This window comes from Xanthobacter autotrophicus (assembly GCF_030015065.1).
GTDB classification, from domain to species: Bacteria; Pseudomonadota; Alphaproteobacteria; order Rhizobiales; family Xanthobacteraceae; genus Xanthobacter; species Xanthobacter autotrophicus_D.
Genome location: NZ_JAIVFN010000004.1, coordinates 84,689 through 108,209, shown reverse-complemented (window position 1 = coordinate 108,209; position 23,521 = coordinate 84,689). Strand labels below are relative to the sequence as shown.

The window sequence follows — 23,521 nt, the reverse complement described above, 5'->3', positions numbered from 1 at the left end:
CCCTCGCCGCCCCCCTGCGCCCGCGCCCCGCGCCGCCGAGCGCGGCGGACCTCGCCCTCCTCGCCGAGCTGGAGCGCAAGGTGCTGTGGCTGGCGAGCTGGATGATCCACAACGCCAACCACCTGCGCCCGGGCACGGACGGGCTGAAGGTGGGCGGTCATCAGGCCTCCTCGGCTTCGCTGGCCGCCATCATGAGCGCGCTCTATTTCCACGTGCTGCGCCCGGAGGACCGGGTGGCGGTGAAGCCTCATGCCAGCCCCGTTTTCCATGCCATCCAATATCTGCTTGGCCGCCAGACCCGCGAGCGGCTGGAGCATTTCCGCGGCTTCAAAGGCGCCCAGTCCTACCCCTCCCGCACCAAGGACGCGGACGACGTGGATTTCTCCACCGGCTCTGTGGGCCTCGGCGTGGCGCAGACCCTGTTTGCCAGCCTCGCGCAGGATTATGTGCACGCCCACGGCCTCGCCGGCGGCCGGCCGAAGGGACGCATGATCGCCCTGGTGGGCGATGCGGAGCTGGACGAAGGCAACGTCTTCGAGTCCCTGCTGGAGGGCTGGAAGCACGAGGTGCGCAACACCTGGTGGATCATCGACTACAACCGCCAGAGCCTCGACGGCGTGGTGCGAGAGGGCCTCTACGAGCGCTTCACCGGCATCTTCGAGGCCATGGGCTGGCAGGTGGTCGTGCTCAAATACGGCACCCTGCAGCAGGCCGCCTTCGCCGAGCCGGGCGGCGCGGCGCTGAAAAGCTGGATCGACACCTGCCCCAATGCCGACTATGCCGCGCTCACCTTCCAGGGCGGTTCTGCCTGGCGCAAGCGGCTGATGGACGACCTTGGCGACCAGGGCGCGGTTTCCGCTCTCATCGCCCGGCGCTCGGATGCCGAGCTGTCCGCCCTCATGACCAATCTGGGCGGTCATGACATCGCCGCGCTCATCGCCGCCTTCGATGCCATCGACCATGACCGGCCGGTGGCCTTCCTGTGCTACACGGTGAAGGGCTTCGGCCTGCCGCTCGCCGGCCACAAGGACAACCATGCCGGCCTCATGACCCCCGCCCAGATGGAGGCCCTGCGCGCCGCCATGGGGGTGGGCGCCGGCCGCGAGTGGGAGCCGTTCGAGGGGCTGAGGCGTCCGGCGGCGGAGCTTGCCGCCTTCCTCGGCCGCGTGCCGTTCGCGCAGGGCGGCCCGCGCCGCTTCACAGCGCCGGCCCTGGCCGTGCCGGCGCTGGCGCCGCCGCCCAATCCGGTGATCTCCAACCAGGCGGGTTTCGGCCTCATCCTGCAGGACCTGGCCAAGGGCGAGAGCGCCTTGTCCGACCGGGTGGTGACCACCTCGCCGGATGTGACCGTCTCCACCAATCTGGGGCCGTGGGTGAACCGGCGCGGCCTGTTCGCCCACGCGGCGCTGGCGGACGTGTTCAAGCGCGAGCGCATCCCCTCCACCTTCGCCTGGGAGTTCTCGCCCAAGGGGCAGCATGTGGAGCTGGGCATCGCCGAGATGAACCTGTTCCTCACCCTCTCGGCCTTCGGCCTCGCCCATTCCCTGTTCGGGGCGCGCCTCGTGCCGGTGGGCACGCTCTATGATCCCTTCATCTGCCGCGGCCTCGATGCGCTGAACTATGCCTGCTACCAGGACGCCCGCTTCATCCTGGTGGCGACGCCCTCCGGCATCACGCTGGCGCCTGAGGGCGGGGCGCACCAGTCCATCTCCACCCCGCTCATCGGCATGGCACAGGACGGCCTCGCCGCCTTCGAGCCGGCCTTCGTGGATGAGCTGGCGGTACTGATGGAGTTTGCCTTCGACTATGTGCAGCGCGATGGCGAGGGGGCCGGCGACGAGCGCAACTGGCTGCGTGACGAGACCGGCGGCTCGGTCTATTTCCGCCTTTCCACCCGTCCGCTGGAGCAGCCCAAGCGGGTGTTGAGCGAGGCCCAGAAGCGCGGCATCGTCGACGGCGCCTACTGGCTGCGCGCGCCCGGCCCCAATTGCGAGGTGGTGGTGGCGGTGCAGGGCGCGGTGATGCCGGAGGCCGTCGCCGCGGTGGCTCTCATCGCCGAGGACCGGCGCGACGTGGGCCTTCTCGCCGTCACCTCGGCCGACCGGCTGAACGCCGGTTGGACCGCCGCCGCCCGCGCCCGCGAGCGCGGCTTTGCCGGGGCCACCAGCCATGTGGAGCGGCTGCTTGAGCCCTTGCCCCGCCATTGCGGCATCGTGAGCGTCATTGACGGCCATCCGGCAACGCTGGGCTGGCTGGGCGCGGTGGCGGGGCATCGGGTCCGGGCGCTGGGCGTGGAGCATTTCGGCCAGACCGGGACGCTTGCCGACCTCTATGCCCATTACGGCCTCGACACCGCCGCCATCGTCGCGGCCGCGCAGGCCATCTCGCCCGGCCGTCCGCTGCGCCACCTCAAGGCGGTGTGACGCCACGGCCGAGGAGCCCTGCTCACCGGCCGTGGCATGACCCGCACCGCGCCCGGGCGACCCCGGTCGCTGCCGGTCGAGGAGCGGGCGCCGCCTCACAAGGCGGAGCGTGGAGTGGGAGGACCGAGCGGGAGAAAAACGGAGCGGATGGTTTAGACGGCTTGTCGGCGGCTTTGTCGTCCGCTAGAAGCGCGGAACCACACTCACCAGCGCCTGCTGGTGCCGGGCCTCGCGGAGAGGTGGCAGAGTGGTCGAATGCACCGCACTCGAAATGCGGCATACGGGCAACCGTATCGGGGGTTCAAATCCCTCCCTCTCCGCCAGTTTTCAATGACGTGGTGCCGATGGTGCGGGCAAGTGCGAGAGCGCGCCTCCCCAGCAGTGCGCACCGTGGTCTCAGCTCTCACAAGCCCGGCGCGGCACAACGCCCTCCCCTCGATACCCCTTGCCGGGAGCGTCCGGCCCGCCATGCCGATTTGGCGCGCAATATGCCTGCGGCGGCTCAGACCCGGCGTCTTGGTCGGGTTTCCGACGTCGAACCATACAATGTCGAACCGTACAAGGAGCTCGTCTTGACCTCATTGCAGGAAACCCGCACCGTCGTGGCATTGGCGCCCGCGAAGGCTGGCGGACTGGCCGATCTGGGTGTGCCGGCGGTCGACGCCGCCGTGGTCAAGAAGGGGCGCGTGCACGAGTTCCTGCAACTTCTTGCGGACGGCACGATCGGTCGCCGCTTCCAGGATCTGCGCGTCATCGGGATCAAGACGGTCGAGGCCGGGGTGCCTTCCGCCAAGTTGTTCGTCCAGTTCGAGGTGTTCGGCGACAACACGGCGGCGCCGACAGGCGGGGTCGGCTTCGACGCGACCCTCCTTGCAGGCTCGCAGCAGCTGGTCAGCCTGTCCTCGAGCAGCCTGTTCCTGCCCTATGCCAACTTCTGGTACCCGAACCGTTTCGCGTTCGAGGTGCCCATGGCGGACTTCGATCAGGCCGACCGCCTGGAATTCGTCGCGAAGCCGGAGGAGGTTCGCGCTGTTGCATCGGGAGCGTGATCGAGGGAGGACCAGGGTCGCGCGCTGGCGGCATGACCGTTGACGCGAAGGGCGCGGACGACGCCGGACCCCGGTTGCCGCTCTCACCCCGGATGCACGGACGATACCGGCAATGCGCTTCCGCGCTTCCCTGAATTCCTCGCGGTGGTGGCTATCGCACCCACCATGGTCCCGGAGAGGTGGCGCTTGCAGGCTGGCAGGGTGTCCACGGTCGATATTGAGCGAAGGCATATGAGCTATCCCCTCGTCAAACGCGTGCCGCATCGGATGCTCGGCGACATGCTGCGGATGATGTTGAGCGACCTGTTGTATTTTGACCTGACCCTGGAAGAGGGCCGGACATTGTCGCGCGCCTTCACCGCAGTCGCCTATGACTGGCGGCGGACCGATTCCATCTATCTGAGCCCGGTCGGAAGCGATGCGGAATTCTCGGCCGCGGTCACGCAGGACGGCCTTCGTGTGGAAACGGCCGATGGAGGCCACCATTTGAATTGGGACGATGTGACGGAATTGGCCGAGCGGCTGGCCGTGGAGTGAGGCGGTGGCCTGACAGGTCTGCGGCCACACGAAAACCGAAGGGGTGGGGCAAGGGGGTGCTTGGGGATCAAGCCGGACCCCTGCGCAGGCATCCGCACGCGCGGCCCGCATCGCGGCGAGGGGGAAGCGCGCGGTCAGGCGCGCGCCGATCAGCCTGCATCGCAAGCTGATCGGATAACGCGCTCTCTGGCATCAAGCTGGAGGGCGAGGACGCCCGGGGGCGGGTCCGCCCACGACGGATCTGCTCAGCGTGACATGGAAGCCGGGCGTGACGACACGGTCGCCGCAGCCTTGCGGTCGTATTCGTCGGCCAGGGCGCGCAGGGCGGCCGGGCCGTCGCCCGAGAATGAGGGGCCGTGCATCAGGGCGAGGGTGCGCGGCGCGTGGCCTGCGAGACCGCGGATCGTCAGGCCCATGTCCGGGTTCAGGCTCGAATACCTGAAGATGTCCTCGGCGAGGATGGCGGGCCCCACGATGTCGCCGTCGGTCAAAGCGGGCCCGTCGCCGAGCTGGGTGAAGAGGTCGCCGCACAGCAGCGTCCCGGTCGACTCCTCGATCATCAGGCCGGCATCCCAGCCGTGGGGCGTATGGGGGGTGTCGATGTAGCGGACGCGCTTGCCGCGCCCGAGATCGACGACCTCGCCGTCCCCCAGGATGCGCGGCGGGCGATCCGCCATATCGGTCACCGACACGAGGCACCCGGTCTGGCCGTGGGCGAGCTCGGCGTTCGGTGCCGCCGCGAGCCACTCGTTCATGGCGCCGCATTCGTCGGCCTCGAAGTGCCCGAAGGAGATCCAGCGCAGGCGATCGAGGGGCACCAGACGACGCACGGCCTCGCAATAGAGCGGGAACATCTTCCTCAGGCCGGTGTGGAACAGCAGGGGGTCGTCGCCGAGAATGAGGAATTGGTTGAAGGTGAAGCCTGCGGGCGGGGCGATGTCCGGCACGAATACGCTGATGCGAAAGATGCCGTCGGCGATCTCGTCGGTGCGCGTTTCCATCATGGTCTCCTCGGTTGGGCGGCAACGCTTGACACGCCTGTTTCCTAGTGAGACAAATATCTCATAAAGAGCAAGTCGTATCAAGAGTGAGGATCGCCATGGCCCTGACCCCCGAAGTCATGGATCGCAAGATCGAGGAGCATTTCGGCTTCGAGGCGCGCGACGATATTGATGGTGTCCTGTCCACCCTCGCGCCCGATTGCGAGCATGATGTGGTGGGGTGGCCCGATGGCCCCTCCGTCGGCCACGCGCAGGCGCGCAAGTTCTATGAGGCGCTGTTCGCGGATCTGGCGGACAGCCGGACCGAATGCGTGCGCCGCCTCTACGGCGAGCATTTCCTGATCGACGAGACCCGCTGGAGCGGGCGGGCCGTGGGCAAGCCGTTCGGTCTTGAGGGCGGCGGGCGCGCGCTCTCGTTCCGGATGCTCCATGTGCTCGAGTTCACCGAAGCCGGCGACATCCGCCGCGAGCAGGTCTGGCTCGATTTCGGCGCCATCCTCAAGCAGCTCGGCTGAGGGGCGGCATGTCGACAGGCAAGTCCCCGGTCCGCAAGTCTCCCGCCAGGAAGTCTCCGGCCAGCAAGTCCCCGGCCCGGGCGAACCAGCACTACAGGACCCGCAAGGACCTGCTGGCGGCGGCGGCGGGCCTGATGAAGGACGGGCACAAGCCGTCTCTGGAGGAGGTGGCCGAGGCCGCGCGCGTGTCGCGTGCCACGGCCTACCGCTATTTCCCGAACCTGGAGGTTCTATTGGCGGAGGCCTCCGTCCACATCGCCGCCCCGGATGGGCCCGCTTTGTTCTCGGGCGATGCGTCACGCGACGTGGAAGCCCGGCTCCGCAAGGCCGAGGCAGCCCTCCACCGCGTGACCTACGACAACGAGCCGGCCATCCGGGTCATGCTTGCGTCCTTGCTCCTGGTGGAAACGCAGGGGGTGCCCATCCGCCAGAACCGCCGCCAGCAGCTGATCGAAGCGGCGCTCGCCCCGGCGCGTGGCCAGCTCGACACCCAGGCCTACGGGCGGCTGTGCGGGGCGCTTAGCCTGATCTTCGGGCCCGAGGCCATGATCGTCTTCGAGGACGTGCTGCGCGTCGACGAGGCGGTGGCGCAGGACGTGAAGGCCTGGGCCATCCATGCGCTGGTCCAGGCTGCGTTCGGCGCGCCTCCCGGGCCGAAGATGGCCGCGCGGAAGCCGGCGAGCCCATCAGCGCGATGAGAACCAAAGCAAGCCTACGGTAACGGAGGATACACCATGCGCACAAGCGTCATTGCCCTTGCCCTCATGCTGGTGGGGGTCCCCACCAGCAGCCATGCGGACGTGAAGCGGGGAGGATACCTGGCGACCATCATGGATTGCGGCGGCTGCCACACGCCGGGCTCCATGCTGGGCAAGCCCGACATGTCCCGGGTCGTGGCCGGTGGTGACGTGGGCTTCCAGATCCCCGATGCCGGCATCTTCTTCCCGCCCAACCTCACGCCCGATGACGAGACCGGCCTCGGGCGATGGTCCACGGCCGAGATCGTCCGGGCCATCACGAAGGGGGTGCGGCCGGACGGCCGGATGCTGGCGCCCATCATGCCGTGGCATTCCTACAGCAGGCTCACGCCCCAGGATGCCATGTCGCTCGCGCTCTACCTGAAGTCGCTGAAACCGATCTCGAACAAGGTGCCAGCCATAACCGGCCCGGGCGAAAAGCCTGCGGGGCTCTACATGACGGTCATCAGCCCCTGAAGCCTTTCCCGTTTCATGGCGTCGGGGAAGCGCTCTTCGGTATTGTGGTGACGCGTTTTCCTCACGCGGGCCGGGCCCACCACCTCGAACCACAACTCATTGATGTGGCGGATCCCGGCGCGCGAGATGGGTCGCCTTGTGCGGTCCATCAAAATTCCGCCCGAGCGCCCATGCTGATGTTCTCCTCAGTCCCGCCGGAAGCCGGTGGAGGTCAAGGTGAGGAGATCGCCATGTCCAAGAGCCTTCCGTCCCGTCGCGGTATCGTCACTGCTGCGGCGCTGGCAGTCGGCGCGCTGGTCCTGAACGCTCATCCACGCCGGGCCGAGTTTCCGGCTGTTCCAGGGTCTTTCCCAGACCCAGGGCGTGGATGCCCGGGACAAGCCCGGGCATGACGACGGCTCTTTTCCAGCGACATGCATAAGCCCGCCGGATTTTCCATACAGTCTCTCTAGAGCACGCGCCGATCTGCTTGCATCGCAAGCTGATCGGAGAACGCGTTCTCTTTCTTGCATTTAGAGGGCGATTCACCGAGCAAATTGATCCAATTTGCTCGGATCGCGCTCTAAGGAGCACGGGCCGATCAGCTTGCATCGTAGCTGATCGGGCAACGGCAGAACGGCCGCCGGGGCACCTCTCGCCGGCGTCCGTCATTCAGAACGCCGATGCTCGGGGCGCCCCGCGAGACCATGGAGCGCCCGCCCTCCGCGACGGCCGGTTGATCGGGATCCCGACAGTCGCCGTTGGATCAGGTCACGGCAGTCGTGCTATCAGGCCGGTCTGCTCGATTTGAGACGACGCCCCCAACCCCTTCCGATGGCTCCCGTTCGACGCCTGACGACACCACGAGATAGGCGGAACCAGCCGTGCCCTTCATGACGACGAACCCGGCGCTTGCCCGCGCCCTCGCCGAGCGGGACTACAACGACCCGACACCGGTGCAGATCGCCGTGCTGGCGCCCGAGGCTTCGGGACGCGACCTCCTCGTCTCGGCACAGACCGGCTCGGGCAAGACCGTGGCCTATGGCCTTGCGATGGCCGACACGCTGCTGGGCACGGATGAGCGCTTCGGGCCGGCGACCGCGCCGCAGGCGCTGGTGGTGGCGCCCACCCGGGAGCTTGCCCTCCAGGTCCAGCGCGAGTTCGAGTGGCTTTATGCGGCGACCGGCGCGCGCATCGTCTCCTGCGTCGGCGGCATGGACCCGCGCCAGGAGCAGCGCGCGCTCGGCCGGGGCGCCCACATGGTCGTCGGCACCCCCGGACGTCTGCGCGACCATCTGGAGCGGGGCCGGCTCGACATCTCCGGGCTGCGGGTGGTCGTGCTCGATGAAGCCGATGAGATGCTCGATCTCGGCTTTCGCGAGGACCTCCAGTTCATTCTCGACGCGACGCCGCCGGATCGGCGCAGCCTGCTGTTCTCCGCGACCCTGCCGCGGGGCATCACGGCCTTGGCCAAGCGCTACCAGCACGAGGCGCTGCGCATCGAGGTCGCGAGCGCCGAAGGCGGCCATGCCGACATCGAGTACCGGGCCATCCGCGTGGTGCCGAAGGAAATCGAGCACGCCGTCGTCAACCTGCTGCGCTTCTATGATGCGCCCTGCGCCATCGTGTTCTGCAACACGCGCGAAACCGTGCGGCACCTGCACGCGACGCTTCAGGAACGTCAGTTCTCCACGGTGGCGCTGTCCGGCGAGCTGAGCCAGAACGAGCGGAACGCCGCGCTCCAGGCGCTGCGGGACGGGCGGGCGCGGGTGTGCGTCGCCACCGACGTGGCGGCCCGCGGCATCGACCTGCCGAGCCTCGGCCTCGTGATCCATGCCGACCTGCCCAACGACGCCGAGAGCCTCCAGCACCGCAGCGGCCGCACCGGAAGGGCCGGCCGCAAGGGCGTCAGCGTGCTGCTGGTGCCGCCGTTCCGCCGCCGGCGAACCGAGGATCTGCTGCGCGGGCTGGGTGTCACCCCCGCCTGGTCGGGGCCGCCGACAGCTGACGAGATCCGCAGACTCGATCACGAGCGGATGCTGCGTGATCCTCTCCTGACCGACGAGCCGAGCGAGGAGGATGCCGCTGTCGCCCGCGCGCTGCTGGCGGAACAGTCGGCCGAGCATCTGGTCGCCGCGCTGGTGCGGCTCTATCGCGCCGGCCTGCCGGCTCCTGAGGAGGTCGCCGATCCCGGCGAGCCCCGCGGTGCCCGCGACCGCGCCGCGCAGCGCGGGCTCGACGGGCCGCCTGGCGCTGCCGGCGGGGCCTGGTTCAGCCTCAATATCGGTCGTCGCAACAAGGCGGACCCGCGCTGGCTGCTGCCGCTGATCTGCCGTCGCGGGAACGTGACGCGCGAGGATATCGGTGCCATCCGCATCTTCGACAATGAGACCGCATTCGAGGTCGCCACCGCCGCGCTCGACCGTTTCAGCACGGCCGCGCTGAAGCCGGACGGCTCCGAGGTGGTCATAGAGCGGCTTCCCGGCGGCCCCCCGGCGAGCCGTCCCGAGCGCTCCGGCCGGACCAAGGCGCCGCGCTGGACGCCGCAGCAGGACAAGCCGGCAAGGGGCAAGTCGTTCCGCGACAAACCTGCGCAGGACAAGTCGGCGCAGGACAGGTCGGGGTCCGAGACCCGGCGCGAGCCGAAGCCTCCCGGCCGTGGCGCCGGACCGCGCCCGCATCCGTCCGAGGGCCGGCCGGCCGGCAGGAAGCCCAGACGCCCCTGAGCGCTCCGCCCTTAAATCCGGGACCGGATGTGCTCCGGCCGAACGCAAGATGCGCGCGCCGGCGAGCCTTTCCGGGCCTCAGGAGTACCGGAGCGATCTGGAGGGGCCGCATGTGGCCGTGGTCGCCACATATGTCAACGGTTTCCACCACATTCGTATGTGGCATCAGAATGATAAGTTCTACGGAAAAGCGTGGATGGCCCAGTCGGCCGTCACCCCGGGCGACGCAACCGCGTTGCCTTCAGGCAACGCCCTCCCCGATCTTCTCGCTCGCTCGCTCCCTCCCGCATGCCGGGGCGGGAAGAGAAGGATCGTCGCGATCTTCCGCGTCACGCTCTGGCGTAAAATCGGCTGCGTTCGGATGGGGCTGAATCATTCCCACTCGATGGTCAATGGGTTTGAGTTGGTGTTGTAGTTATTGAGCTTTCCGCCCATGACCAATGTCGATACCAACTGCGATACCACCAGGGTAAGGCCGCTGGATTCGCGGATTCTCTACAGCAGTCATCCCGCCATAAGCGCATTCTACATCATAAACGAGCGTCGCGAGAATGCAGACTAAAAGAGCTTGAGCTTCGGAGGATGGCGGAGGCGCTCACCCAGCCCGCTGCGGCAGCGCCACCGGATACCACTCCAGAAAGAACGCCCACCGGCTATCGCTTCGTGCTCGCATCCTCGATGGCCTTCATCAGCGCAGCGTGCTCCCACTTCACAGACTTGCAGCCGTTCTGCTGGAACGCTGGCGGGACATTGGTCGGGGACTTGTCTCCCTTGTAGACGCCAATGACGCCCTTGCCGCGCTTGATGCTCTCCTCGATTTCCCAGTTCACCCATTTGCTGGAGGCCGCTTTATCGGAGAGATACACCACCGTTACCGAGCAGCGGTCGATCTTGTCGCGGATTTGGCGCTTGATGTAGTCGGCGTTGGCGCTATCGAACGGCTCCTTGACGGAATGGTCGTCGAACTGCAAATCGACCTTGTCATTCTTCGCCTGACCACGAAGCAGGTTCACTTCGTCTAAATCTTCATGGTTGAAGCTAATGAAAACGTGCCTGCTGGCGTCACCTTTCGCCTCAGATAGCTTCCGCTTTGCCTGTTCTTCAAGGCGCTTGATGTCATAGCTAGAAAGACCGCCGCCCGAGCCTCCACCCATGTCATTTCCCCTTGTCGAATTGAAACTCCAAGCAGGCGATGCACCGCCCGCAAGGTTCTGAATTGCCGGTATGGCACGAGTAGGTGCCCGTGATGCCCTTGGCCTGCGCCAGCCTGACCACATCAGCTTTGCTGAACTCGATCAATGGCGTGAGCACCTTGATCTGCTGCCCCATTGCTGCGGAGATGGTGGCTTCGGCCTGAGCCACAAATTGCCGTTTCTGGTCGGGGAACAGACTGAATTCCTCCGCCAGCAGGCCAATCGTCACCGATGATGCGCCTTGCTGATAGGCATACGCGCTGCCCATCAGCAAGAACATCAGGTTGCGGCCGGGCGTGAACGCATCGGCTTTAACATCGAGGTCTTGACGGGTCAGGCCAGATGCGATGACGCGCCCGAAACCCGATAAATCCATCCTCGTCGGCGCCGGAAGGCCCAAGGCATCGTGGACAAGCTTACAAGTTTCCCATTCCCTGCTGGCTGCCCGTTGACCGTAGTCAACGAACAGCGGGAATTGCTCTATACCTTCTTCCTTCGCCATCACGCTGACCAGCGTCGAATCAAGGCCACCGGAAACCAGGTTCACGAAGCTCATAGGAAAGCTTCCTTCTTGGCTACGCGCATCGTGAGCCAGGTTGCCAAATCGACGCAACCCATCGAATGGCCGAATTCAGCAGAAATCTCCCGAAATGTGTCCTCGATTTCCTCATAGAGCGAGAGGCGCCCCAACTTGCTGGGCGAGAGCGACAGGCCGCGCGCCAGTTCCAGATAGTCCAACACATGGACATCCAGAACGGCTAGGTCGGCGCAGTAGCCAACACGGCGTAGAAAGAGGCTGGCCTGTTTAGGGCCAAAGCCCCAAACGTGGTGCATCAGGGTCTCGCGGGCCTCCCTCGCATTCCGCGCATCGAATAAAAATCCACGGATCGTTTGGGATTGCCCATAAATTTCAACGATGGTCTTGGCCAGCAAGGACGCAAGTCGGTTCTTGAAGCGTGGCCGAACCCATCGTTGCGTCCCGTTGCGCGCAGGAACAGGCAGTGGATCGGATAGAGCCGCAACAACCTTTCGTTCAATAACCTGGACGCTTCGTCCGCGCGGTGCAGGCTGGAGCAACTTCTTTTCACGTAGCCGATCCGCCGTTGCTACCGCCATCTCGAAAACCATCTGGCTGCCGAAAATGCAGATCGCCGCTTCGTACAGAAATTCTTCTTCCGCCATCTGCTGCCAGTTCTGCGCCGCAGATGCATGTGTCTCGACCTCAAGACACATCGCGCGTATGGTCTGGTTGATGATGTCCACGGTCATGGCTGACTCCAGCCGGCAACATCGGCAACGTGGCGATGGGCGCGAGAAGGCAGATTGGATCGGCAGAATTCCGGCAAGCGATCCTGGCTCACCGCGTCGCGCAGTCTTCTCATCCAATCGGAGAAGAATTCCAGATTATGGGCCAACGCGCGCGCTTGAAACGACAGCTTGTCGTCATCACCCCACGCGGTCTGTCCGGCAAAGAAATCGGCCTGCGAAAGATGATAAAGCAGGCCAGATTCATGATCGACTACCGTCTGGCACCACTCCAACCCGTCGAAACTGTCGGCACCCATCGCCGAGTAAAGGGCGATGGAAATGGGGTTGCCAGTGCCCAGCAGGTGCAAAATGACGTAGCGCCCGAGTTCATTCAAGGCCGTCCGAATGGACTTTACGACACGGGCACGCTCCAGAACGCCGTCGCCCAACCTGCGTTCTGGAATCGCCAGCATCGTGACGCCAGTCTTGGCGGCGACAGCCGCGCACAGCGCCGGCAATTCACCGGCCGGGGCGTGGACGATGGGAATGATTTGGCAGCAACCCGCAGCGGCTTGATCCGCTTGCCAGCGTTCGGCGACCAAGGCAACGTGATCGTCCGCGTTGGCTGGTGGCTGTTGCTCATCGAAGCCGAAGGCCAGATCGCAAGGGAAATCGGCCAGAACCTTGTGAAAGTCTGCTTGCTTCCAATCTGCCTGCGCGTCCTTCCAGAAACTTTCATAGTTGCCGGAATCCATCAACGTGATGATGCCCGCCTGACGAGCAGCACTTAGTGCCTGTTGGGCCGACTGCGGCTGATCGACGCCTGCGAGATCGAAGGCCGATACCAGAAACTGGCCGTTCAGCCCGCCCAGAGACGATAGCAACTGTAAATAATCCAGCGGGCGTAGCGCCGTCTTCACCGAAGAAATGGATGGGAAGTACACGGGCAACGGCAACGACCGTGCTCCGATGGCCAGCTCAGTGGGGCGCGCGACAGGCATCACGCGCCCTCCGACTTCTGCACCGTGGCGGCGCGGCGGGTTTCATTGAACCAGTTGGCGTGTTCGGTCGAGACGTGCTCTTCGACCCTTTCAGCCAACGCAACTAGCCGCTCGGGTTCGGCTAAGCCCTTGTAGGGGCCTGCGGCAGAAAGGAAGAGGTATTTTTCGTGCTTGAGACGCTCTGCCGTTGCCCTGTAGCTGAACCAAAGAGTCGAATACTGATTCATCTGCTGAACAGCTTCCAGAACGGCAATCAAGACGCCGAAAGCTGATGCGGCCCATTTGGCGTACTCCGCAGGCAACAGACTCGTTGCTGGAATCAGTGCCGCAGACGCGAACTGTGCGATTTTCAAGCGTTTATACCACCCTTGGGCGTGCTGGCTCTTGCGATCATACCAGTTTAACTGATCGACGAGCCGGAACCATGCCGGGTGCGCCGCAACTGACTCAGGCGCCGGCGGCTCGGGATTAGCATTCTTCTTGTCGTCTGCCATGTCGTCACAAATCTCCTTTGAACGCCTTGCCAAGAATGCTCGAAAGCACGGCATCTAATTAGGCGGCGTCCTAGCTCAGCACAGGCTTCACCGCATTCTTTTGGCGGTCACGTATGGACTGAATCCAGTCTTCTAGCGCCTTGACCTCATTAAGCAGTTCATCAAGCGAAACGGCTTCGGGATTCAACGCCTGTGCTGACGAATGAAGGTCTTCGGACAGCCTCGATTGGGCCGCCATCACGTGCTTCACATCGTCCTCTGTGAGAATGCCGAGCTTGAACATCGAGGTCGGCTTGACCTTGTTGTCGAACCGTTCAAGGACGGGCCGGATATAGTCGGAGATTGCCTGTTCCCAGGCATCGCGCAACTGACCAATAGTGCCTTTGCGGAAGATGGTGCGTTGCGTATCCGTCAGCTTGTCAAAGCCGGGTTTTGCTGCTTTGAGAGATGACCGCAGGGCGTTGCACATCTCAAGTCCGGATTTCGCCTTGTCCGGCAACTCGTTTTCAATGTAGCCGGGCTTGTCCTGCTGCCGACGGACATTGCGAAACGCTATTGGCCGGTTTGCCTTTTCCGCTTCGCGGCGAAGTTCGTACAGGAACACGAGGTCATGCGTGAATACGACGACCTGGCGGTGTTCCGCTTCCTCCACCAGCCGCGACGCAACCGCGCCCCTGTGGATGTGGTCGAGCGATGACATTGGATCGTCGAAAACGATGCCGGAATAACGCTGTGCCGTGACCAGCTCGGCGAGGAACGCGGCGAGCGCGACGCAGCGGTGCTCGCCTTCGCTGAAGATCTCGCCGACCTTGGCGCTAGGATTCTCCACCAACGCAACACGAAAATACGACACCGCCTGCCGGTCTTTCTCCTTGCGAAGCTCGACCGGCATTCTGGCCAGTTTCAGTTTTCCGATCTCGCGCGCAAACCGACCGCGTAGCGCGTCCGTCACCATGCGATCCGAGAGTTCTTTGTTCTTATCGGTGATCGGCTTTTTGGCGGTGGCCTTGAGCGCGGTGTTGATTGACTCGATGTCCTTGAGGCGCGCGATATGTGCCTTGATGTCCGGGAGCAGCGGCGCAAGGGCGGCACGGTCCTTGAGTTCAAGGTATTCGGATTTCAGTTTCTTGTAGTCGTCGCTCTGCGTATCGGCGGAAAGCTGCGCGGCACGGGTTTTGAGATCGGCTGCGAGCGCCGTAAGTGCCTGGAGCGGATCAGCGCCAAGCGGCCTGGGCTCGCCGTATGCCCTGACCATTGCCCGAAGCCGCCAAAGCACCACGACAAAGGCCCGGCGGACTTGCTGGGCAAGCGCCGCATCGCCGATCTCGGTGGCGAGGAATTTGCCGGATTTCAGCACATCGCCATGGCGCAGCATCTGCCCTTTCAACTGCGTGAGCGCAGCATCCAGCTTCGCGCGCGCCGTCGCTTCATCAGCCTTCGTCGAGCTTTTTACAAACGACTCGAATGTCTGCTGGCGCACCATTGCGTCAGCTCCGAGGGGCTGCTGACAAAGCACGCAAAGCGTATCCGGTTCGCGCGAAGGGAATGTCTTGCCGGGATAGGCCACGGTGTCCGCATAGGTGCGGGCGGCCTCCCACAGTTTTTGCCAGGCGGCTTGGCCTACCTCGGGCAACGGCGATGCGCTGAATAGCTGTTGCGATGCTAACGACGCGGCTTCCACGGCATCGCCGTGGGTCTTTCGTAGTGTATTGATTTCCACGAACGCCGCCGCGCTCGTCGCGCCAATTAGGGTTTGAAGGGTCGTCCGGATGCGCTCCACTTCGCCGCGCTGGTTATCAAGCCGCGCCACAGCGCGCTTGGGGTCTTGAGTGAAGTCGGTTTCCAGCGTGGAGAGGCGGCCGGTTTCCTGATTGCTGAAGGCGGCGAGTTTATCAAGCTGCGGGATGTTGGATTTCGCGCTCAACCCGAAGACGTAGCTGCCGGCAGCCGTTTCCCTGCTCAGCGAGGGGTTTGAAATCGCAAGCGGAACCTGGCTCTTGAGCGTTGCGATCTTGCCGTCGAGCGCCGTTTTAATGCGGTCGGAAGCATCCGCCAGCGCCTCCAGCAACCGCATTGGCCGGGGGATATAGGCTACCTCGTTGGTGCTTTCGACATGGATGCTTGCGCTTCGGGAGTCGAAGATGCTGACCGATGGCAGGTCGCCGTGCGGCTCGCCGTCGGGCGTCCAATTGAATTGGTCGGTGTTCGCACCCCGCGTGAAACATATCTCTGCAGATTGCGGCGTGTCGGTCTTGTCTTCCAAATCCCTGTGGATCGCGAACTTCTCGTCCCGCGACCGACATGCGTGCTTCAGGACGCGGACATAGCCGGACTTTCCCGAACCGTTGTCGCCGTAAATCACCGTCAGCCCGGCAGGCTCAAAGGACAGCTCCTGCTGGCTGGCAAGCGCGTTGATGGCGGTTGGATTTTTGATCGAAACGAGGGAAATCGGCTCTGCGGCGCTGGTTTCAGCCACAATATGCGATTGTGCAATCGGCGTATGGGTGCGCGCCGGATCAAGGCAAAGCTCCGTAAGTTCCACAATCACCTGATCGTCGAGCGTTTCACCTGTGACCAAGCGCCGAAGGGCGTCTCTCTGCCACGCGGGGCGCTTCTCTGCCCACGTCACGAGGTCCGCGAGGGCGGCCTTTTCGGTCAGGGGCGCGGATGGCGTGGTCGCGACGCTCATGCCGCCCTGCTCCCCGTTGAGGTGTTTGAAGGCTTGCCGCCTTCAAGGAGAAAGCTGGAGCGTGTGGCCGCGTTAAGACAATCTGTCGCCGACGAAGCGGCGGCATTAAGCATCTTCTTCAGGTCTTCAAGCCTGTTACAGGCATTTACAAACCGCTGCTGAGTCTCAATGTTTTTTGGCACGGGTATTTTAATCTTGGATAGCTGTTCAAAATACAATCTGAACCGCACTGATCCCTTTGTTTTCAGATTTATTTCGTGACGACCCGCCTCACTTCTCAAATAGTGATATACATATTCAGGCAATAGGTCTGGCCCACAGTAAAAGACGACGTAATCAGGGCTTGTGATGCCTTGCTGCGTATCGTCTCGGACAACGCCGATAGACCCAATATTGATACGCATGGGGTTGTAGGCAAGGTAATGCGTCCGCAGCACCTTGTATCGTTCAGGCGACTTGCCGATAGCAGTCTTCGGATTGGTAATCCCTTCCTCGGCAGAGACGCCCAAGAGCGGCATTTCGGGTGAATAGTCCTCACCGATCCGCTCGTCCGATTCATAAGTGTGGCTGTCGAGCAATTCCCACGGCGATTGTCCTATCAATTCCGTGACCTGCGCCAGTTCGGCTTTGATGGCATCGGCCTCGTCGGCATACGAGCGCATTTGCGCAGCGAGGGTTTCAAGGTTTCCCCGGTCCGCCAAAGAATTGAGTTTTCGGCGGGGGTTTTTGATGTCGAGATTGAGATTTTCGTCGAGGTCGTCCCGCCGAACAAGCCAAGATGTATCTGTTTCCTGCCTCGACGCTATGAGCGTCTTGAGCGGCTCTATCCATTCGTAAAGCAAGGGCTTGGTCTTGCTGAGCGAGTAGCCGAGCGGAAGGGACGGTTCGCAGTAGAGGATTGATTGCGTTGGTTCGCCGCGCTCAAAAAATATGACGTTCGATTGTATGTCAGTGTATGGGGCAAAAACATTATGAGGCAGGCGCACTATCGCAGTGATATTGAAATCGCCAAGCAGCGTTTCGCGAATGCGCTTGGCAACACCTGGGGATGAAAGGCTGCCATGCGGCACGACCACGGCAGCCCGCGCCGGGCGACCGGCGGAAGTCGGCTGTCGCTTGAGCTTGCGCATGATGAGCTGGAGGAACAGCAGTGCCGTTTCCGCCGTCTGGCGGTCTTCTGGGAAATTGCCCTGGATGCCCTTCTCTTCCTCACCCCCGAAGGGCGGGTTGGTGAGGATCACATCAACACGCTCTTTCTCGCCGATCTCGGAGAGCTTGAAGCGCAGGGCGTTGCCGGGGTCGATCTGCGGCGCGTCCAGCCCGTGCAGCAGCAGGTTCATCTGGCAGAGCAGATAAGGCAGGGATTTGGGTTCGCAGCCGGCGATGGTGTCGTTTTGCAGGCGCTTGCGGTCGGCGACGGTCTTCACCTGCTTCTCAAGATGGTTGTACGCCTCCACCAGAAACCCGCCCGTGCCGCTGGCCGGATCGAGGACAGTCTCGCCGAGGCGAGGATCGGTGACTTCCACCATGAAGCGGACGACGGCGCGCGGCGTGTAGAACTCGCCGGAATCGCCCGCCGCATCGCGCATTTCGCGGAGCATGGATTCGTAGAGCGCGCCGAGGGTGTGCAACTCGTCCGACGACGTGAAATGAATCCCGCCTACCTTGTTGATAATGTCGCGCAGCAGATAACCGCTCTTCATGCGGTTATCGACACCCTTGAACACGGTGGCGATCACGTCGCGGCGGTTGTCGCCGTTGGAGCTTGAGAGAGAGCGCAGATAAGCGAACAGGCCGGGGCCTTTCGCTCCATCTGCGCGCACGGCCTCTTCGCTGTTGATGAAGGCCAGAAGCTCGTCGCCCGTGATGCCCTGCGGATTGGCGGCCCAGTCGCGCCAGCGATACGGGGCCTCAATGGCGGCCTTGAACTTCTTGCCGGATAGCGCGGTTTCCTCCTCACGCTGCTGCTCAAGGTCGTCGAGGAATTTAAGGAACATGATCCATGTCAGCAGAGGCAGACGGTCGAGGTCGCCGTTCAAGCCCTTGTCCTTGCGCATGATTTTGCGCGCGGAGTTCAGCAAACTCCCGAGCATCTGGGAGGTTGTCATCGGTGCGGCGTCAGCGCCGTTCTTTTTCTTAGTTCGTGCCATAGAGCAGTCCTTGCAGGTCGGTCACGGCCCGGCGAAGCTCATCGGGGCCACCGAACAGCTTGATGATTTCGGCGGGCTGGCCGTGAGTTGAGATGGGCGGAACCTTGAGCACGTCCGGCAAGACAAACTGCGCGTCGCCGTGCTCCGCGTATTTTTCCAGAAGCTCGTCGAGCACCTGACGCGCCTCGGGGGAGAACTTCTCGAAATAATCCTTGCGCTCGGCCTTGAGGCGCTGCGCCCGCTCGCGCCTTGTGCGAAGCGGCGCGTTGAAGGCCAGATGGCAAAGCAGGTCGAAGGGGTCGGCATCGGTCTGGCCGGTCTGTTCGGCCAGCACGTCGAAGTCGATCCCGCGCTCGGCCAGGGCGGCGATGATCTCGCTACGCTGGTCCGCGTCCGCCCACCGCCTGCGAAGCTCGGCGGAGGTCGGAGCCAATGACCGCACGCTTTCGGCGGCGTAGTCGGTGTACTTGACGACGCGAAGCTGCTTGCCGTTCGGATCAAGCTCGTGGACCAGATGGGCCACGACTTCGACCTGGCCGCCGTCGAAATAGAATTTGCGCGGCTCGCCGGTCGGCGGTTCGATCACGCCGGGTTCGCCTTCATCGGGCGGGGCGGGTTCCGGCTCCTGCCCTTCGGGGACGATTTCCGTCGTCGCGGTGGTTTCCCCGTCGTCGTTCACTTCTTCTTCCGTGATCCGGGCCGGATCGCCGTCGAAGTCCGGGTCGGCGAACATGCGGGTGGCCGAGCCGGTGTAGTCGAGGATGTTGAACCACAGCTTGCCGTAATCGTCGCGCAGGCGCGTCCCGCGCCCGATGATCTGCTTGAACTCGCTCATGGAGCCAACGACGCGCGCCAGAACGACATTCTTGCAGGTCGGCGCATCGACGCCGGTCGTCAGAAGCTGCGACGACGTGAGGATAACCGGCGTTTTGGTTTCGAGGTCCTGGAATTTGGACAGGTGGCCGCGCCCGATGGCGCCCTCGTCGGCGGTGACGCGCGCCACATAGTCGGGATACTGCGCCACAAGGTCGGCATTGAGGTTGACCAGCGCCTGCCGCATTTCCGAGGCGTGTTCCTGATCGACGCAGAACACGATGGTCTTGGCGAAACGGTCGGTCTTCTTGAGAAAGTCGGTCAGGTGGCGTGCGATGGCCTCCGTCCGGGCACGCAAGGCTATGGTCCGCTCGAAGTCCTTGGTCTGGTACTCGTCATCGGGGATCGTCCGGCCGAAGCGGTCAACCTCATCTCTGCTCGGCCGCCATCCGGCCGCGTCCCATTGTGTGACGACGCGATGAACACGATAAGGCGCGAGAAAGCCATCGTCGATGCCCTGCCGCAGGCTATATTCGTAGATCGGATTGCCGAAATAGAGGTAGGTGTCGCGGTTGTCCTCGCGCAGAGGCGTGGCCGTCATGCCAAGCTGGTAAGCGGGATTGAAATGATCAAGGATGACGCGCCATGAGCTGTCATCCCGCGCGCTTCCCCGGTGACATTCATCGACAATGATGAGGTCGAAGAAGTCCGGCGGATAGTCGCGAAAAAGCCCTACGCGGCGCTCGTCCTCTGCAAGCGCCTGATAGATGGCGAAATACATTTCCCGGCTTTTGACGATCTCGCCAGATTCGATCTTGTGGCGAGCATCCCCGAAAGGGGTGAAGGTCTTGTCCTTCGGATCGTCGATGAGGATGTTGCGATCCGCGAGAAACAGGATGCGCGGCTTGCGATACTCCCCAGTCCGGTTCCAGCGGCTCGACCAAAGCTTCCAGCAAATCTGGAAGGCAACTATGGTCTTGCCCGTTCCCGTCGCCATCGTGAGAAGCAGGCGCTTCCTCCCGGCGAGGATCGCTTCGACCGTCCGGTTGATGGCGATTTGCTGGTAGTACCGGGGCGGCTTGCCGCCGACCGTGTTGTAGGGAGCGATTAGGTGCTCCACCTGCTCGGGAGTGTCGATTCCGCTACCCGCCTGATAGCGCCGCCAAAGGCCGTCAGGCGTAGGGAAGTCGGCGACGCGCGTTTCCGTCCCCTTGAAATAGTCGATCTCGATGATCTCGGCGCCGTTGGTGGCGTAGGCGTATTTGAGCCCGAGGATTTCCGCATAGTCGCGGGCCTGCTGCACGGCATCAGTCGCGGATTTGTAACTGGCCTTTGCCTCGACTACGGCAAGCGGGAAGTCCCGCGTGTAGCGCAGCAGGTAGTCGACCCGCTTGGGCGGCTTGCGGACGAAACCCTTGCCTACGGGAATGACGCGGCCATCCGTGATGGTGCGCTGCTCGGCGATAGAATGAGGTTCGTTATCCCACCCCGCCGATTGCAGCTTGGGCACAACGATTTTTCGGCAGGTGTCGGCTTCGTTTGTCATGCGCCCCCGCTGCCACCCTGCTGTTCCTCAACCTTACGCTTTATCCAGTTTGCGATTTCCTGCCGCTGGAATCGCCACGATCCGCCGACCTTGAAGCCAGGAATCTTGCCTGCCGAGGCAAGCTTGTAGGCGGTCTTCTCATTGATCTTGAGAAGTTCCGCCATTTCCCGGATCGTCAGGATTTCGTCGTCCATGCGCCCATCGTGACACGTGGTTGAGGAAGTTTATAGAAGATCGGAGAAAATCAGGGAAGGTAGCGGTAGCTTCCCATCTTGGGGCAAGCCGCGCAGGTTGGGCTGGGGCTGCCGCAGCATCACGTTGAAGATTCCCCTCTGAAAGCGGCGTTTTAAGGATGGTCCGATGTAGGCGGCCACCTCATCGATCTTGAGGGATGGTTTGTCGGATTCGTGAAACGCTAAGAGAGGCTTGGCGAATCGCGAAAAGTACGAACTCGACATCGGTTTGCAAATCGACAAAAATGCCAAGCATGAATATGCGTTCTGGCGGTAAGCTAAACCGACTCCAGCAGGAGCTCCCGGAAGGGCTCCTGGCCGATGCCGCCTGGATGGAGGCCCACGGCTATTCATCGGCGCTGCGCAGCCAGTATGTTCGCGCGGGCTGGCTCGATAGCCCGGCCCGGCGGGTCTATCGCCGGTCGCGCACGCCACTCACCTGGCAGCAGGTGGCCGTCTCGCTCCAGACGGTTCTGGACCTTCCGCTGACCGTCGGCGGGCGTACCGCGCTCGAACAGCAGGGTTACGCCCACTACCTTTTGACAGTAGTGCGCGAGGTTCACCTCTACGGGCCGAAGCGGCCGCCGACCTGGCTGGCGGACCTGCCGCTCGACGTGACCTTTCATTGGCACAACAGCGTGCGGCTGTTTCCCGGCGGCTCCGACGCACCGCCCGAGTCAAACCCGGTCATGGTCAGCGCCGGCGGCCTGACCTTACCTGTCCGCTATTCCGGCAAGGAGCGGGCCATTCTCGAATTGCTCGACGAACTGCCCGAGCATGAAAGTTTTCATCAGGCCGACGCCTTGATGGAGGGGCTGAGCGATCTGAGCCCACGCCGTTTGCAAGCCCTACTTGAGGCTTGCGCCAGCGTGAAGGTGAAGCGGCTTTTTCTCTACTTCGCCGACCGCCACCGCCATGCGTGGCGATCCCGGCTCGATGTATCCCGCGTCGATCTGGGTTCGGGCAAGCGCGTCCTCGCTAAAGGCGGGAAGCTCGATCCGCGCTACAACATCACCGTGCCGTCCGATCTTGGAGATCCGTGAAGTTCATGGCCTTCCTGGACACATATCGGCAGCAGGTCGCCCTGCTCATTCGCGTCCTTCCTTTCGTAGCGGAGGAGCGGACTTTCGCGCTCAAGGGCGGCACCGCGATCAACCTGTTCGTGCGCGACATGCCGCGCCTCTCGGTGGACATCGACCTGACCTATCTGCCGGTCGAAGATCGGGCCGCATCGCTCGCGGCAATCAACGCCGCCATGATGAGGATCAAGGAACGGATCGAGCGGGCGATCCCTGTTGCGCGCGTCAATGCTTCACGTTCCGCCGACGAGAATATCGTCACCAAGCTGATCGTCCGGGCGAGCGGCGTGCAGATCAAGATCGAGGTGACGCCAGTGCTCCGTGGTGCGGTCTATGATCCCGTTGTAATGAGCGTGGTGCCCGTTGTCGAAGACGCCTTCGGCTTCGCCGAAATGCAGGTCGTGTCATTCGCCGACCTCTACGCGGGCAAGATCGTGGCGGCCTTCGACCGCCAGCACCCGCGCGATCTCTTCGACGTGCGCAGCCTCTTGGCAAACGAGGGCGTCGGCGACGAGTTGCGGCGCGCCTTTCTGGTCTACGTCATCAGTCACAACCGTCCGATGGCCGAAGTTCTCGCCCCGACCCGCAAACCGCTGGATGAGGAGTTTGCGCGCGGCTTCGCCGGCATGACTCAGGAGCCTGTCGCGCTTGCGGACCTTGATGCAGCGCGGGAAGCGATCATCGCCGCGATCGTGGCCGAAATGCCGGAAGACCATCGGCACTTCCTTGCCGGCTTCAAACGCGGCGAACCGGATTGGGCACTTCTCGGGATACCGGAAGCCCAGCATCTGCCCGCCGTCATGTGGAAGCAGCGCAACCTCGCCCAGTTGCCCGATGCCAAACGGCGCGAGCTGGCCGATGCGCTGGAAAAGGTGCTGTTCACATGAGCTACGTTTTTGAACTGCCGCTATTGCAGGCTATCAGTGATTGGCAGCGTGGCGGCGACGCCAGCCAGAACCGCAAGCGTGGCATTGCACTGAAAGCTGCCTGTGCAAGCCTTCCTCCAGAATATCGCTCCAGCGCGCTGTGCTGTTTCCGGCAGATCGCTTTGCCGAAGGGCGGTGTCTGGGACCTCATTGGGGAGGACAGATTGTCCGAAAAGATTTCCTCGTGGACCACATCCATCGAGGTAGCCAAAGCCTTCAAGGGCGGCGTTCCGCCGGAAGGTCAAGGTTATCAGGGAACGATCCTTTGCCTTCACCCGCCACCTTGCAGCGTCATCGTCAACCTGTCCAAGCTATACCGGAATCCTGCCTTCACTGAGGCGATAGAGCGGAACAGGAACGCGATCAACGGCTATAGCGATGGGGCTGGTCGCTGGAAAAATAGCCAATCTGAAGTAGTTCTGGAAATCGACGCTGTAACGCCCGAAGATATTTATTCGCTCGGCGGACACTCTTCCTCTCTGGACGAGCTTGTCGCGCAAGCTGCCGACCTCGTATATCGGCGCTCGTCAACTTTCGAGGAACAGCAGGCGCTACTTTTGCAAGCGGAACAGGTGGGCATTACCGCAGGTCCAAGATGGCTGAACGTGGACGCAACTCGGCGCGTCCTTGCAAAGACGAAACCGCAGGCCGAGCGGTTGAATGAGATCAAGCGACAGCAGGAAAAGACTGCTGAGTGACACAGGA

Annotated in this window: 21 protein-coding genes and 1 tRNA gene; 12 read left to right on the top strand and 10 right to left on the bottom strand. The window is 63.2% G+C overall.

All coding sequences use genetic code 11. From position 1 onward, the window contains the following. The first annotated feature begins 14 nt into the window (after positions 1-14). From K9U40_RS02340 to K9U40_RS02325, 4 genes are all read left to right on the top strand, one after another. A complete protein-coding gene (locus K9U40_RS02340; RefSeq protein WP_282888636.1) occupies positions 15-2,423 on the top strand; it encodes a transketolase in 2,409 nt (802 codons plus the stop codon). A 233-nt stretch (positions 2,424-2,656) separates the two neighbouring features. Next, positions 2,657-2,746, top strand: a tRNA-Ser gene (locus K9U40_RS02335). 249 nt (positions 2,747-2,995) lie between these two features. Further along, complete coding sequence (locus K9U40_RS02330) at positions 2,996-3,472, top strand: hypothetical protein (protein ID WP_282888631.1); 477 nt, start codon at positions 2,996-2,998, stop codon at positions 3,470-3,472. Positions 3,473-3,703: 231 nt separating this feature from the next. Then, positions 3,704-4,009, top strand: coding sequence for a hypothetical protein (locus tag K9U40_RS02325; RefSeq protein WP_282888630.1), 306 nt, complete (start codon positions 3,704-3,706; stop codon positions 4,007-4,009). A 245-nt stretch (positions 4,010-4,254) separates the two neighbouring features. Here K9U40_RS02325 and K9U40_RS02320 read toward each other — a convergent pair whose 3' ends face one another. After that, positions 4,255-5,010, bottom strand: a complete 756-nt coding sequence (locus K9U40_RS02320) for an MBL fold metallo-hydrolase (RefSeq protein ID WP_282888629.1) — start codon at positions 5,008-5,010, stop codon at positions 4,255-4,257. Between the two features lie 98 nt (positions 5,011-5,108). Here K9U40_RS02320 and K9U40_RS02315 point away from each other — a divergent pair, with 98 nt between their 5' ends. The 5 genes from K9U40_RS02315 (at position 5,109) to K9U40_RS02295 (ending at position 9,859) form a co-directional block, all read left to right on the top strand. Continuing rightward, on the top strand, positions 5,109-5,525 hold the full coding sequence (locus K9U40_RS02315; protein ID WP_282888628.1) for an ester cyclase: 417 nt from the start codon (positions 5,109-5,111) through the stop codon (positions 5,523-5,525). Positions 5,526-5,533: 8 nt separating this feature from the next. Then, complete coding sequence (locus K9U40_RS02310) at positions 5,534-6,223, top strand: TetR/AcrR family transcriptional regulator (RefSeq protein ID WP_282888627.1); 690 nt, start codon at positions 5,534-5,536, stop codon at positions 6,221-6,223. Positions 6,224-6,259: 36 nt separating this feature from the next. Further along, a complete protein-coding gene (locus tag K9U40_RS02305; RefSeq protein WP_282888626.1) occupies positions 6,260-6,739 on the top strand; it encodes a c-type cytochrome in 480 nt (159 codons plus the stop codon). A gap of 872 nt (positions 6,740-7,611) precedes the next feature. After that, entirely contained in the window at positions 7,612-9,444 is a 1,833-nt protein-coding gene (locus K9U40_RS02300; RefSeq protein ID WP_282888635.1) for a DEAD/DEAH box helicase, read from the top strand. Between the two features lie 112 nt (positions 9,445-9,556). Continuing rightward, on the top strand, positions 9,557-9,859 hold the full coding sequence (locus K9U40_RS02295; RefSeq protein ID WP_282888625.1) for a hypothetical protein: 303 nt from the start codon (positions 9,557-9,559) through the stop codon (positions 9,857-9,859). Between the two features lie 238 nt (positions 9,860-10,097). On the opposite strand, the gene K9U40_RS02290 is transcribed toward K9U40_RS02295, so the two are convergent. The 9 genes from K9U40_RS02290 to K9U40_RS02250 all read right to left on the bottom strand — a co-directional run bounded on the left by K9U40_RS02290 (position 10,098) and on the right by K9U40_RS02250 (position 20,772). Further along, on the bottom strand, positions 10,098-10,598 hold the full coding sequence (locus K9U40_RS02290) for a TIR domain-containing protein (RefSeq protein WP_133863612.1): 501 nt from the start codon (positions 10,596-10,598) through the stop codon (positions 10,098-10,100). 1 nt (position 10,599) lies between these two features. After that, positions 10,600-11,193, bottom strand: a complete 594-nt coding sequence (locus K9U40_RS02285; protein ID WP_133863613.1) for a 7-cyano-7-deazaguanine synthase — start codon at positions 11,191-11,193, stop codon at positions 10,600-10,602. Next, a complete protein-coding gene (locus K9U40_RS02280; RefSeq protein WP_133863614.1) occupies positions 11,190-11,906 on the bottom strand; it encodes a hypothetical protein in 717 nt (238 codons plus the stop codon). Before K9U40_RS02280 ends, K9U40_RS02285 begins: the two co-directional genes overlap by 4 nt. After that, on the bottom strand, positions 11,903-12,886 hold the full coding sequence (locus tag K9U40_RS02275; protein ID WP_133863615.1) for a hypothetical protein: 984 nt from the start codon (positions 12,884-12,886) through the stop codon (positions 11,903-11,905). The genes K9U40_RS02280 and K9U40_RS02275 overlap by 4 nt, the downstream gene beginning before the upstream one ends. Further along, positions 12,886-13,380: a DUF4231 domain-containing protein gene (locus K9U40_RS02270; protein ID WP_133863616.1), complete on the bottom strand. Its 495-nt coding sequence runs from the start codon at positions 13,378-13,380 to the stop codon at positions 12,886-12,888. The genes K9U40_RS02275 and K9U40_RS02270 overlap by 1 nt, the downstream gene beginning before the upstream one ends. A gap of 70 nt (positions 13,381-13,450) precedes the next feature. After that, on the bottom strand, positions 13,451-16,069 hold the full coding sequence (locus K9U40_RS02265; protein ID WP_282888624.1) for an AAA family ATPase: 2,619 nt from the start codon (positions 16,067-16,069) through the stop codon (positions 13,451-13,453). After that, a complete protein-coding gene (locus tag K9U40_RS02260) occupies positions 16,066-18,219 on the bottom strand; it encodes an N-6 DNA methylase (RefSeq protein WP_282888623.1) in 2,154 nt (717 codons plus the stop codon). Before K9U40_RS02260 ends, K9U40_RS02265 begins: the two co-directional genes overlap by 4 nt. After that, positions 18,206-20,578, bottom strand: a complete 2,373-nt coding sequence (gene hsdR, locus K9U40_RS02255) for an EcoAI/FtnUII family type I restriction enzme subunit R (protein WP_133863619.1) — start codon at positions 20,576-20,578, stop codon at positions 18,206-18,208. The genes K9U40_RS02260 and hsdR overlap by 14 nt, the downstream gene beginning before the upstream one ends. Then, the gene (locus K9U40_RS02250; RefSeq protein WP_282888622.1) at positions 20,575-20,772 is read right to left on the bottom strand and encodes a helix-turn-helix domain-containing protein; all 198 of its coding nucleotides are present in this window, start codon (positions 20,770-20,772) and stop codon (positions 20,575-20,577) included. The genes hsdR and K9U40_RS02250 overlap by 4 nt, the downstream gene beginning before the upstream one ends. Before the next feature lie 293 nt (positions 20,773-21,065). Here K9U40_RS02250 and K9U40_RS02245 point away from each other — a divergent pair, with 293 nt between their 5' ends. The 3 genes from K9U40_RS02245 to K9U40_RS02235 are packed head-to-tail and all read left to right on the top strand — an operon-like array spanning position 21,066 to position 23,514. Beyond that, complete coding sequence (locus K9U40_RS02245; RefSeq protein ID WP_282888621.1) at positions 21,066-21,854, top strand: type IV toxin-antitoxin system AbiEi family antitoxin; 789 nt, start codon at positions 21,066-21,068, stop codon at positions 21,852-21,854. Between the two features lie 5 nt (positions 21,855-21,859). Next, positions 21,860-22,777 (top strand): nucleotidyl transferase AbiEii/AbiGii toxin family protein, encoded by a 918-nt coding sequence (locus K9U40_RS02240; protein WP_282888634.1) that lies wholly within the window; start codon positions 21,860-21,862, stop codon positions 22,775-22,777. Next, entirely contained in the window at positions 22,774-23,514 is a 741-nt protein-coding gene (locus tag K9U40_RS02235) for a hypothetical protein (protein WP_282888620.1), read from the top strand. The genes K9U40_RS02240 and K9U40_RS02235 overlap by 4 nt, the downstream gene beginning before the upstream one ends. Positions 23,515-23,521 lie beyond the last annotated feature (7 nt).